At 35.8% G+C, this 11,301-nt stretch carries 14 protein-coding genes; 1 reads left to right on the top strand and 13 read right to left on the bottom strand.

Translation table 11 applies throughout. The annotated features are described in order from the left end of the window. The 10 genes from CW752_RS00215 to CW752_RS00170 form a co-directional block, all read right to left on the bottom strand. Positions 1-791: beta-ketoacyl synthase N-terminal-like domain-containing protein (locus CW752_RS00215; RefSeq protein WP_101237787.1), on the bottom strand; the 791-nt coding region annotated here is incomplete at its 3' end. Beyond that, positions 788-1,987, bottom strand: a complete 1,200-nt coding sequence (locus CW752_RS00210; protein ID WP_101237786.1) for a beta-ketoacyl-[acyl-carrier-protein] synthase family protein — start codon at positions 1,985-1,987, stop codon at positions 788-790. The genes CW752_RS00210 and CW752_RS00215, both read right to left, overlap by 4 nt. 192 nt (positions 1,988-2,179) lie before the next feature. After that, a complete protein-coding gene (locus tag CW752_RS00205) occupies positions 2,180-2,437 on the bottom strand; it encodes a phosphopantetheine-binding protein (protein WP_101237785.1) in 258 nt (85 codons plus the stop codon). 93 nt (positions 2,438-2,530) lie between these two features. Continuing rightward, positions 2,531-3,070, bottom strand: a complete 540-nt coding sequence (locus tag CW752_RS00200; RefSeq protein ID WP_101237784.1) for a 3-oxoacyl-ACP synthase — start codon at positions 3,068-3,070, stop codon at positions 2,531-2,533. Between the two features lie 10 nt (positions 3,071-3,080). Then, positions 3,081-4,247: a beta-ketoacyl synthase N-terminal-like domain-containing protein gene (locus tag CW752_RS00195; RefSeq protein ID WP_101237783.1), complete on the bottom strand. Its 1,167-nt coding sequence runs from the start codon at positions 4,245-4,247 to the stop codon at positions 3,081-3,083. Continuing rightward, complete coding sequence (locus CW752_RS00190; protein WP_101237782.1) at positions 4,244-4,672, bottom strand: acyl-CoA thioesterase; 429 nt, start codon at positions 4,670-4,672, stop codon at positions 4,244-4,246. The genes CW752_RS00195 and CW752_RS00190 overlap by 4 nt, the downstream gene beginning before the upstream one ends. Continuing rightward, positions 4,662-5,930: an ABC transporter permease gene (locus tag CW752_RS00185; protein WP_101237781.1), complete on the bottom strand. Its 1,269-nt coding sequence runs from the start codon at positions 5,928-5,930 to the stop codon at positions 4,662-4,664. The genes CW752_RS00190 and CW752_RS00185 overlap by 11 nt, the downstream gene beginning before the upstream one ends. Beyond that, entirely contained in the window at positions 5,917-6,675 is a 759-nt protein-coding gene (locus tag CW752_RS00180; protein WP_101237780.1) for an ABC transporter ATP-binding protein, read from the bottom strand. Before CW752_RS00180 ends, CW752_RS00185 begins: the two co-directional genes overlap by 14 nt. A gap of 1 nt (position 6,676) precedes the next feature. Further along, positions 6,677-7,672: a BtrH N-terminal domain-containing protein gene (locus tag CW752_RS00175; protein WP_101237779.1), complete on the bottom strand. Its 996-nt coding sequence runs from the start codon at positions 7,670-7,672 to the stop codon at positions 6,677-6,679. A 65-nt stretch (positions 7,673-7,737) separates the two neighbouring features. Beyond that, positions 7,738-8,142: a hypothetical protein gene (locus CW752_RS00170; protein ID WP_101237778.1), complete on the bottom strand. Its 405-nt coding sequence runs from the start codon at positions 8,140-8,142 to the stop codon at positions 7,738-7,740. Between the two features lie 314 nt (positions 8,143-8,456). On the opposite strand from CW752_RS00170, the gene CW752_RS00165 reads away from it, so the two are divergent. Next, the gene (locus tag CW752_RS00165) at positions 8,457-8,636 is read left to right on the top strand and encodes a hypothetical protein (RefSeq protein WP_101237777.1); all 180 of its coding nucleotides are present in this window, start codon (positions 8,457-8,459) and stop codon (positions 8,634-8,636) included. Between the two features lie 644 nt (positions 8,637-9,280). Here the strand turns inward: CW752_RS00165 and CW752_RS00160 are convergent. The 3 genes from CW752_RS00160 to CW752_RS00150 are packed head-to-tail and all read right to left on the bottom strand — an operon-like array spanning position 9,281 to position 11,301. Further along, on the bottom strand, positions 9,281-9,724 hold the full coding sequence (locus CW752_RS00160; RefSeq protein ID WP_101237791.1) for an ABC transporter permease: 444 nt from the start codon (positions 9,722-9,724) through the stop codon (positions 9,281-9,283). Positions 9,725-9,730: 6 nt separating this feature from the next. Beyond that, a complete protein-coding gene (locus CW752_RS00155) occupies positions 9,731-10,162 on the bottom strand; it encodes a hypothetical protein (protein ID WP_101237776.1) in 432 nt (143 codons plus the stop codon). Continuing rightward, complete coding sequence (locus CW752_RS00150) at positions 10,162-11,301, bottom strand: beta-ketoacyl-ACP synthase III (RefSeq protein WP_101237775.1); 1,140 nt, start codon at positions 11,299-11,301, stop codon at positions 10,162-10,164. The genes CW752_RS00155 and CW752_RS00150 overlap by 1 nt, the downstream gene beginning before the upstream one ends.

Raw genomic sequence — 11,301 nt, 5'->3', positions numbered from 1 at the left:
CCCAGAATCACCGCATCAATATTTTCAGCGGAAAGATTGTTTTTCGTTAAAAATTCATGAATGAAATCTTCAACTTCATCCACTTCCAATCGGTTATTGATGTGAATATTTTTAAGCCTTGCATAGGAATGGTCTGTTTTTTCTTTTCCTACTACAAAAAAACTGGCTCCTTCTCCCCAGATGACTCCCTTTGTCTCTGAATTTAGATAATCGGACGGAAGATCTGTTTCTTTCTTAATGATATTATGCAAACGATAAAGCTCCATGGTTCGGTCGGTTTGCTCATCGGTAGATCCTACCAGAACATTTTCTGCCTCACCATCATTGATCTGTAATTGAGCATCCAGAAATGAAAATTCCAGTGATGAAGAAGTATTCACATAGGTAAAGTTGTAAGCATGACACTGCAATCCTAAAGCGATTTGTCCGGCAACGGTATTGTGAGTCGACTGAATGAAAAATGTAGGGGTTAAAAACTCCTCCTGGTTGTCAATCACATTTTTCAGAAACTTTTCAGAATCTTGTGAACAGCCCATTCCGGTTCCCACAATGATTGCATCAGGTCGTGTAATTCCTGCTTCCTGTAAAGCATAGTGTGAAGCTACGGAGCTCATTTTTACGGTTTTAGACATTCTTCTGATCATAGTGGGAGGAATGAATGCCTTGTAATTGGGTTCAACCGCCTTCAGAATCTGTATCGAATTTTCAGGCTTGAGATTCTGAAGAATATTTTCGTTTAAAGTGTCCTGAACAGAGATGCAGGATGCACTGTTGATGTACACTGCACTCATGATTTCGAGAATATTAAGGTGGAACAGTTTCCTCCGAATCCAAATGAATTGGAAAGAACGTTATTGATATTCTTTTCTTTTAATTCGGTAACAGGAATTAAGTCAAACTCTTCCATTTTTGTTTTGAAATTAAGGTTCGGGAAAATGACACTATGCTGCATCGCTAAAATTGAAAATACGGCTTCAATTCCTGCCGCTGCTGCTAATGTGTGTCCTGTAAATGCTTTGGTTGAGCTGAATTCAGGAACCTGATTTTCTCCGAAAATTCTGATCATGGCAATTCCTTCTGATAAATCATTATTAGGGGTAGCCGTCCCATGAACGTTAATGTAATCAATTTCTTCTTTTGCCAAACCTGAAATCTTCAAGGCTTGCTGCATGGCCAGAAATGCACCTTGCCCGTTTTCTGAAGATGCCGTTTGGTGATGAGCATCATTGGCATTTCCATAGCCGGAAAGATAAGCCAAAACAGTTTTATTTTCTTTTTTGACAACCTCGTCGGATTCCAGTACTAAAAAAGCGGCAGCTTCTCCAAGATTTAGTCCTTTTCTGTTATGATCAAAAGGAGTATTGTAAGAATCCGTAAGAATCATCAGGGTATTGAATCCGTTCAGTGTAAATTTTGACAGAGAATCTGTGCCTCCTACAATGACACGGTCTAAAACTCCATTTTTAATCAGTTTTGCTCCCATCATAATGGCATTGGCTGCTGATGAACAAGCGGTACTAATGGTAGAAACCATGCCTTTTAATCCCAGATAATCAGCAATTGCCAATGAGGAATTTCCTGCATCATGAGCGTCAATATATTTTTGCTTTTCAGGAAAGTCTTCATAAGAGTAGAAATATTTTTCGGTAATATCCATTCCTCCTACGCTGGTAGAAGAAATCAATCCGGTTTTGTAACCGTTGATATCTGAAATTCCGGCACTTTCTACAGCTTCTTTTGCAGCAATCATTCCCAATAAAGAAGTTCTTGTTGCATTATTATCTTCATCAAGCTGAAGCTGCTGTAGAAGTTCTTCATTGGATAGCTTTATTTCCCCTGTTTTAATGGCCCCTGCATGGCGGGTTTCAAACATCTGTATATCTGAAATTCCATGTTTTCCGGATTGTAGGGAAATAAGATTTTCCTCCACGTTGTTTCCGATGGAAGAAATGATGCCCATTCCTGTTATGGCAATTTTTTGACTCATTAATTAGTTTTCTATGAATTATTTAAAGGCAATGAGCGCAAAGCTTTTTTATTATCAAACTGTTTTAAGTTCGCAAGGACACTTCACTCAGCAAAGAAAATATAATTGGTATTCATTGCTAAGCGAAGCGCCCCTGCGACCGAAAATATTTTCAATGTTTAAAAAGCTTAGCGAACCTAGCGTTTAAAAAAATTATTTTGTTCTGTTGTCTTCAATGAATTGAGCCATAGTATCGATGGATTGAAAAATTTCCTTTCCTTTTTTAGGATCGGCTAATTTTATTCCATAGTCTTTGTCCAAAAGAACAATCAGTTCCAATGCATCAATAGAATCAAGACCCAGGCCTCCTCCAAATAGTGGATCCGTATCTTTGATTTCCTCCACAGAAACGTCTTCAAGGTTAAGTACATCAATAATTTTGTGCTTCAATTCAGTTTTTAAGTTTTCCATAAATATTATTTTAATATCATAATATACTAATGTATCAGTTTACCCATAATTGTAATTGTCATTCTGAGCTTAGCGAAGAATCTCATTGGTACATTATAATGTGAGCAAATATACAAAAGCTTTATAATTTTCCTGATACAATTCTACCCAGCCGCATAATACCTTTTCAGCTTTTCCGGATTGGAGGATCTGCTCAGAATAGTCGTTCAAAAATTTTTCATCAAATTCGTCTAAAACGAAAAAAGCATTCTCTGTTTGCATTGTATGTTTGATGCTGATTTCACCTACACAGATATTAGGTAACGTGTATACAAAAACAGCCGGACTTGGGAAGTAATTCTCCCGGGAATTGATGCTTTCCTGATATTTAAAATCAGTATCTAAACTCGATGATTTATTAGCAAAAACTAATGCTGTTCTGCTGTGGTCATCTTCTTTTAAAAGCATTTCGGCAGAGAGAAAGGCTAGCTTACTCAAGTTGTCCATTTTATGAAATTTAGGATAGCTGAGCTCTAAGCTTTTATAGGCTTCTTTTGCAAATTCCTGGAACGTTTCACTTTGGCTTTCAAAAATAAGATTTCCATCAACAGTTATTTTTGAATGTTCTATGGTGCAGGTGTTTATTTTCTTCATTCTACTCAAATTAACATTTTTCCAGCACTATCGCAGCATTACAGCCTCCAAAACCTGAGGCCGTTTTTAAAATATATTGAACTGTTGCAGGTTGATTTTCTCTGATAATATTCAAAGGTTGAGATACACCAATTTCTTCAAAATTCTTAGAAGGAATTAAGGTACTATGAGATGCACTTTCCATGGAGATAATACTTTCCAGCAGCCCGGAAGCTCCTAAACAATGTCCGTAATAGCCTTTCATACTATTAAGAGGAACGTTTTGCAGTTCCATTCTGTTGAATGCTATAGCTTCCATTTCGTCATTATACACTGTTGCCGTACCATGGGCGGAAATAAAATCAATCTGTTCTGCAGATATTCTGGCTTCTGTCATTGCATTTTTAATACTGGCATACAAGCCATCTCCGGTTCTTGAGGGACCGGAAATATGATTGGCATCATTAATGGCAGAATCTCCCAGAATTTTAAATCTTAAGTTCTCGTTTTGTGAGATTCTTTCTTCTTCAGAATGTTGGCTAGTAATATAAATTGCTGCTGCAGCTTCTCCGATATTGATTCCGTTCCGGTTTTTATCGTAAGGTTTACAAGGTTCTGCTCCAATGGCTTGAAAAGAGTTAAAGCCTGAAACAACAAATTCAGAAATCTCATCACCGGCTATTACAAAGGCATCTTTATATTTTCCGGCCTGAATCATATTTTTAGCAACTGCAATCGCCATTACCCCTGAAACACATGCATTGGAGACTACAATAGGTTTTGTTTTAAACCCAAAGAAGTCAGCAATTTTCTGAGCTAAAGAAGAAAGATAAACTCCTTCCGGCAATTGAGACTGATTTTTTAATAAGCTGATGTTTCCCTTTGTTGTTGATAAGATAAAAGCAGTATCTTTTGATAGCGTATATTTTTCAGCAAGAGGTTTTATGCTTAAAAGAAGCATCTTCTCCAGTCTCGTAAAATTATGAATGTCATTCTGAGCATAGTTGAAGAATCTGTTGAATTCTTCATCCAACTTTTCAGAATCAATCATGGAAGCATAAACTGCCTCCTGATTTTCTATAATATCATGTAAAGCAACTCCTGATTTTCCTTCCAAAAGGGCTTTCCAATTGGAATCTACATCAAATCCCAAAGGAGTCACACAATTGTAATCTGAGATATAAATTTCCTTTTTCATGATAATCCCATTTTATCTTTCCAGGTCTGAAAAAATTCCGGATTGTACAAACATAAGTTTCCGTCATTGTCTAAAAAAACCTGAATCGTTTCTCCACTGCAAACCAGTTTACCTTCCTGATTGAATAGTTCATATTGATAGATCAATTTCGCAGACACAGAGTTGATAAAAGTTGTTACAATTTTGAACGTTTCTCCATATTTTAAAGGAAGAAAATGTTCGCAGGTACTTTTTACGATAGGGGTTACATAGCCTGCATTCTGAATGTCAAGATAGGTAAGACCATGTTGACGTCCAAAGGCTTCTCTTCCATCTTCAAAATAAACAATATAATGGCCATGCCAGACAATTCCCAACGGGTCTGTTTCATTGAATCGTACTCTTACTTCTTCGGTACAGGTTAACATATTTTCTTTAGACTGCATTCTGTTTTTTTTCGTAAAAAATGGAAATGGATACCGTTGCAAGGTAAAATAAAAATAGGAAAGCTAATTCTTTAGCGATACCTCCAATTCCACTGTTTCTTAAAATAATATCATAATAAGCGTTCAGTCCCCAGTTCATAGGAGAGAATTTGGCTACGGTCTGCATAAATTCAGGCATTAAAAATACCGGAACCCAGATTCCGCCAATAGCTGCTAAAACTACTACTGAAGTCGCTCCAAACGGTGCCGATTGTTCTTGTGTATCTGCGATGGTTCCCAATAATACACCAAACCCAATAGCAGCCAATCCTGCAAATAAAGTTACGGTAACAAGCTGAAACATTTTTCCGGATACGTCAAATGCCGGTAGGTCCATATATGGAAAAAGATAAATTCCTACCGCAACCATCAATAAAAACTGGATAATACAAATGATAAGGTAAGTAAATGTTTTTCCTAAAATATGAACAAAGTATGGAGTCGGGCTTATCCTTGCTCTTACACTTGTTCCCTGGCTTTTCTCTTTTACCAGATTGATGGACAAAGGAACAACAATGAAAAATATTGCGAAAAGTGTCCAGGCTGGTACGTTATGCTGAACGGAATTCGGCATAATATCCATTTCTCCTTTCTTTGGAGTAATCTCTTTAAAACTAATCAGGTTTTTGTTTTCATCCAGATTTTCTGTGGTACCAAGCTGGTCCTGGAATGCCTTGTAAATCTTTTTATTTTCAATTTCAAAGACCATTTTGTTAACGGAATTCATCACCGAGTTTTTGAATCCGGCATTGGTAGCAGGATCAAAGTATAAATGAATTTCTTTGGCTTTTGGGGCTTCCTTTTTAGTCTTTGCCGAATCTCCTTCCAGACCAAAGGAGCTTACGATAGTCTGAACTTTGGAATCAATATTGGAATTGAGATCTTTTGTTAGATTTTCAGGGATGACAATCGCCATCTGATAATCTCCTGAAAAGACAGCTTCTTGTGCTGATTTTTCATTATAGTTCGTCAGTAGCTGAAAGGTTTTGCTGCTTTCGAGCTCACTTTTTATATTTTTTGAGACTTCAGATTTATCGTTATCTATAAAAATGATTGGGATTTTTGAACCTTCAAGGTTTTTAAAGGTAGAATCCTGAATCAGCGTAATGGTTACAATCAGAAGCAACGGCATTACAAAGATGATTACAATTCCTCCGATATCTCTTTTCAGCAGAAGGATTTCTTTAATAAAACTTCTCCACAGTTTATACAACAACATCTCTTAATTCTTTTCCGGTTAATGAAATGAAAACATCTTCTAAGTTTTCAGCATGAGCGATTTGTGAAACAAGTTCTTCAGGTGTTCCCACAGCATGAATTTTTCCTTTATCAATAATAGCGATTTTGGTACAGAATTCTTCTGCCTCGGAAAGGTGGTGGGAAGTATAAATAATACAGGTTCCGTTTTTATTCAATTCTTGTAAAAAATCGATGATTACTTTTTTAGATTGCACATCCACCCCTACTGTCGGTTCATCCAAAAAAAGAACTTTCGGATTATGCAGTGTGCCGGCAATAAGGTTACAACGACGTTTCATTCCTCCGGAAAATTGCCCGACCTGCTTATTGGCAAATTTTGAAAGCCCCATAATCTCCAGAGATTCATCAATAGCTTGAGTAAGCTGTTTATGCTTTAGACCATACAGACTTCCGAAGAACATAAGGTTTTCTTTGGCAGTAAGGGTCGGATAAAGGGCATATTCTTGAGGTACAATACCGATGATTTGTCTTATTTTAAAACTATCTTTTTGTGGAGAGAGTCCGTCAATGGTAAATTGTCCTGAGGTGGGTTTAATCAATCCTGAAAGCATAGAAATCAGCGTCGTTTTTCCTGCTCCATTGGGACCGAGAATACCATAGATTTCATTTTTGTCGATATTCAGAGAGATATCATTTACAGAAAACTCGTCGGCGTTTTTGTATTTTTTATACAGGCTTTTAATTTCAATCATGTTCTCTGCCATATCAGATTGCTTTTCTCAATTTTTTATAGAAAGCTTCTTCCAGATCAGCAATATGAAGCATAGTTTTTGAAAGCTCGTTGTAGATATTGCTTTTTGAATTTCTGTTTTTGTATACTCGGGCAATGTCTACGGCAAAATCTCTCCAAAGATCGCCAATGGATGTAATCTCTTTTGATAATTCTTTCAATTCATCATTTTTAAGAATAACAGCCGCTTCCTGAAGGAATGCTCCATAAATAAATCTGAAACCTCCTCCTCCTGTGCCAATTTCTTCCTGCATTCTGATCAATTGTCCCAAATAATGATTGGTGACTTTCGTTCCTTTTTTCTCTGCCCATTTTGGAATGCTTCGAGCTACCCATCTCATGGCTTTTACACCGATAAGAGGAACGGGTGCCAGCATATTTTTACAGGTATCCTTAATTCCTTTTTTGATGGCTTCTTCAAGATTGATATTTTCCGGAACATAAACAGGGTAATACATATGTCCTTTTGGAGGAAGAGCTCCTTTGGCATATCTCACTTTCTCCAGTTCTGCTTCGGAAAGAGATGTTACATAATCCATCACGGGATCACTAATCAGGAATTTTCCGTCTTCTTTACCATATACAACCAGATTGTGGGCATTGAAGTGGAATTTATATTCTTCAGGAAAATAGGTAAGGTTAAAAACACCTACCTGAAGTCCTGTAGGGATATTTTGTTCTAAATTTCTTTCTAAGGCTTTTTGCGCGTCCTTAGGGTTTGAAAATTTTTCTCTTTTGATTTTAATTCCTAATCTTTTGGCTGCTTTGCTGAAGATGGCTCCCGGCATAGGACGATAACTGAATCCCGGAGCAAAATTCACCTTTAAAAAAGGAAGATAAACGAAAAATAATCCGGAACCGATGCCGAAAATCATAGGTTCACTTAGTTTTAATCCTTTATTAAGCAATAGATTAGAAGCAACACCGTTTTCGCAATGCGCTGTCTGATGGTGTTCAAAGTTTAATTTCATTTGCAGCTTTTATCTTTTTCATTGGTTAAATGAAATGTTACATTATGATGAATGCTCTATCTCATTTATTTTCCGTCGAAGTTTTTTAATTCATCCACTGAAATATTAAATGCATCGGCATATTTTTTCAGGGTAGTTTCATTGAGTGTTTTAAATACTTTTGGCTTAAAATGCCTTTTCACCCTCCATTGCCACATCCCTACATAAGAAGAAAGTACACCCAAATCCATTTTATTCAATTCCATAAAATAAACGATTGGACTTACGATATTATTGGCTACATTTTGTCTGGCTTCTTCAATTCTTTCATGGATAAGCTCCATCGACTCATCCAATGCTGCCTTTTTTGCATCCCAGCCTGTGCTATTTGCTGTTGTATAATTATCGTTTTCGTCCGTGACATACAAGACTTCAGTCATATTAGCTGACTTTAGATTGCTTTCGTCTTGAGGTAGGTTTTGTTTTTTCATCTAAATAATATTATTTTTTAGATTTCGGATGAAATAGGATTCACCTATTTTGATTTTTTTAATCAGGTGGCTAAAATAGTGAAAATACATTATATAGTATTGCAATTACAAAATCCATATTTTATTATATTTTGAATGTAATGGATTGTGTTAAATTTTCGATTTCTGAATTTTAAGAATACTGATTTATGTTAAATTGAGAATGTTTCAAGAATTCTCTTACTTTTTGAGAATGTATATGTAGTTTAAATATTTTAGTTATATTTGTTTAATATAAATGATAAAATAATATTATAAAACCAAATTGAATTTTTATGAAAAACTTAAAGCTACTTACTAAAAATGAATTAAAAAAAGTGAAAGGAGGTATAACTGTTTACATTTCGTGTGCCAATGGAACTACAGGCCAAATACGTAATGTAAATGTCAATACTGATATTGCAGGTCCTGCAGAGCAGATGTGTGGGGGGAACGATTATGAAGTTGTTATTTAAAAAAAAATATTAATTAGGCTAAATCGAAACCTAGTCCTACTTTTTATTATTTTCTAAAAATAAAACTTTTGTAAACCCTCAAAATTTAAATAATAAAAAAGTGGAGCAGTAATGTTCCACTTTTTTGTTTGCTTCATACTCTTTTTCTAATGACAAGTGTTTCACGGGTTCGTATAATGTTTTACGTGAAATATGCTGCTGTTTAAACGCAAATATCACAAATAACTCCACAAATATTTACAATGATTTGTAATGTTTTTAGTTACTGTTTTTATAACGCAAGATCTGAGGAAGGGGTATTAATTGTGGATGTTTTTCGATCGCGGAGGCATTTCACTCAGCAAGGGAAATCGTTTGATGAGATGTTTTAATTCAATAGAGGAGGGCTTTAGACCGCCTAAATACATCATAAAATTCATCTGGCTTTAGCCAAAATCTAATGACGAATACAACAATTTCCCATGTAAAAATAATTAGCAGCGTTAGCTGAATGAAATGCCTTTGCGAACATCAGAATAATAAGAATAATCATTCCCTTGCGAGCATAGCGTTAAAAATAATAACATCCAATCTATGCAATCATCAAAAAACAAAAAAGCTGCACATATTGTACAGCTCTTTCTATTTTAAATTGAATGTATTTCTTAGGATTTTACCTCCTGAATAAACAGGTTAATCTCTGCTCTAATCAATAATTCATCATTATTAAATGTCTCACAGAAAATATGGCAAATGTTTTCAAATTGAGAAATAAGGGATGCTTTTGAAACAATTTTATCTCCAACTTTTGGAAGAGCAAAAACTTCTATTTTTTTGATGTTGGTGATAAAGCCAATTACTTTTGTATCAGCTTCGGGATTTTCGAAGAAGCTTTGTCCAAGGATCGAAGAGCAGGTCTGGGCTACATTTTCGATTAATCCGGCTTCTGTCAGTTCATTATTGTGAAGGAAGATGTTGTCTTCTTTTATTTCAAAGGAAGTCACAACTTTTTCCTGGGTTAATTCCAGAATATAATCCGCCATAAGCATAGGCTCACGGTGAGGCAGAAAGTTGTGTATATTGATGAAATGATCTTCCCTGATTTCCATTTTCAATTATTTTACAGCAGTTTTCATTTGAGATTTTGCAATCACTTCACCATTGAGGCGGGTGATGATATCTACTAATGTTACTCCCATTATTTCATTCAGAATGGTTACTTCTGATTGTAGTACGTCTCCTGTTTTGGGTAATATTTCAGCCTCAAAAGATTTAATGGCTCCAATATATCCTGTAGGGGCATCTTTTCCTAAAAGATAATATTTATAGCCAGTATGCAATGCTACGCTTTGTGCCTGATGCTCAATTAATCCTGAAGCCTGAAAGGCTCCATCCTGAACGAAAATATTATCTTCTTTAATCTCAAAACCTGATAAGAGATGACTTTCAGAATATTCTGTAAGTTCATGCACCATTACAAAAGGAAATCTTTGAGGAATAAGGCTTTCTACAAAATCTTTATCGGATGTTGGCAATCTGTTTTCCATTAGCATACAGTTAATAATGCACAAGAATAAGCGAATCTTCCACTTTCCGGAACACAAAGAAGTACTTTTTCTCCTTTTTTCAAAGTCCCTGAATTCATCAATTCCTCTAATGCAATAAAGATAGAACCAGCCCCGATATTCCCAACATTGGAAAGGTTGTAGAACCATTTTTCTGTAGGGAAGTCCATACCTTTTTTAGCAAACTCTTCTTTCAACCCGTCTTTGAAATATCCGGAAGAAATGTGTGCCAATACATGGTCTATTTTTTCAGGGTCAAGGTTATGTTTGTCAAAAGAAGCTCTTAAGCTTTCCGCTCCTTTTACCAAAATGTATTTATCCAGAATTTTCGTATCCTGCTTTATCGCAAAGATAGATTGTTTCAGCCACTCATCTGAAGGATAGTCTGCCCATGATTTTAGACTTCCATCCTCTTGCTTCTCACAGCCTGCATACATACATGCTTCAATTTCGTGAGCATAAGAATAGAAATCAATGAATTCTATCCTTAAAGAAGTACTGTTTTCTCTTGGTTTATTTTCTAAAAGGAAAGAACCGGCACCGTCAGAGAGCATCCATCTGAGGAATTCTCTTTTGAAGGCAATGATAGGTCTTTCTTCCAATAATATTAAATTTTCTGCCTCATGATTAAATTTATCTGCGGTCATCCATGAGGACATTCTTTCAGATCCTGCACAAACTGCATTTTCCTGTACGCCAGCTTTTACAGAAAGAAAGCCATAGTTTAAAGCATTCATGCCTGAATTACAAAGACCGGTTGCGGTATTAATTTCAATAGATTTTCCGATGTTCAGCTCACCATGTACCATAGAGGCATGGGAAGGTTGGATCTGATCCGGAGAAGTTGTCCCTACGGATAATAATTTCATATCCTCCTTTTTGAAATTTTCGTCAAAAAGTCCTTCAATAGCTTTTGCAGTAAGCTGTGCATTCGTGTGGGTAGGATTTCCTTCTTTATCTAAAGCATAATACCTTGTTGTAATTTTATTATTTCTTAGAATAAGTGATTTTGCTTTAGAGGGCGCATCATTGATAAGCCCAAGATAAGTCTCCATTTCATCATTCGCTACCGGCTCATTGGGTAAGTATTTTGATGCTTTTGTTATAAATACGTCGTACAT

The organism is Chryseobacterium sp. PMSZPI, from assembly GCF_002835665.1.
GTDB lineage: Bacteria > Bacteroidota > Bacteroidia > Flavobacteriales > Weeksellaceae > Chryseobacterium.
The sequence above is the reverse complement of the archived record's forward strand: the minus strand, read 5'-3'. Positions and strand labels throughout refer to the sequence as shown.

What these genes read in the sequence shown, in the direction of transcription:
- CW752_RS00195 (WP_101237783.1), bottom strand. Translation starts at nt 4,247, where the DNA reads ATGAAAAAGGAAATTTATATCTCAGATTACAATTGTGTGACTCCTTTG.
- CW752_RS00180 (WP_101237780.1), bottom strand. Translation starts at nt 6,675, where the DNA reads ATGGCAGAGAACATGATTGAAATTAAAAGCCTGTATAAAAAATACAAA.
- CW752_RS00175 (WP_101237779.1), bottom strand. Translation starts at nt 7,672, where the DNA reads ATGAAATTAAACTTTGAACACCATCAGACAGCGCATTGCGAAAACGGT.
- CW752_RS00185 (WP_101237781.1), bottom strand. Translation starts at nt 5,930, where the DNA reads ATGTTGTTGTATAAACTGTGGAGAAGTTTTATTAAAGAAATCCTTCTG.
- CW752_RS00155 (WP_101237776.1), bottom strand. Translation starts at nt 10,162, where the DNA reads ATGGAAAACAGATTGCCAACATCCGATAAAGATTTTGTAGAAAGCCTT.
- CW752_RS00165 (WP_101237777.1), top strand. Translation starts at nt 8,457, where the DNA reads ATGAAAAACTTAAAGCTACTTACTAAAAATGAATTAAAAAAAGTGAAA.
- CW752_RS00150 (WP_101237775.1), bottom strand. Translation starts at nt 11,301, where the DNA reads ATGTACGACGTATTTATAACAAAAGCATCAAAATACTTACCCAATGAG.
- CW752_RS00200 (WP_101237784.1), bottom strand. Translation starts at nt 3,070, where the DNA reads ATGAAGAAAATAAACACCTGCACCATAGAACATTCAAAAATAACTGTT.
- CW752_RS00170 (WP_101237778.1), bottom strand. Translation starts at nt 8,142, where the DNA reads ATGAAAAAACAAAACCTACCTCAAGACGAAAGCAATCTAAAGTCAGCT.
- CW752_RS00210 (WP_101237786.1), bottom strand. Translation starts at nt 1,987, where the DNA reads ATGAGTCAAAAAATTGCCATAACAGGAATGGGCATCATTTCTTCCATC.
- CW752_RS00160 (WP_101237791.1), bottom strand. Translation starts at nt 9,724, where the DNA reads ATGGAAATCAGGGAAGATCATTTCATCAATATACACAACTTTCTGCCT.
- CW752_RS00205 (WP_101237785.1), bottom strand. Translation starts at nt 2,437, where the DNA reads ATGGAAAACTTAAAAACTGAATTGAAGCACAAAATTATTGATGTACTT.
- CW752_RS00190 (WP_101237782.1), bottom strand. Translation starts at nt 4,672, where the DNA reads ATGCAGTCTAAAGAAAATATGTTAACCTGTACCGAAGAAGTAAGAGTA.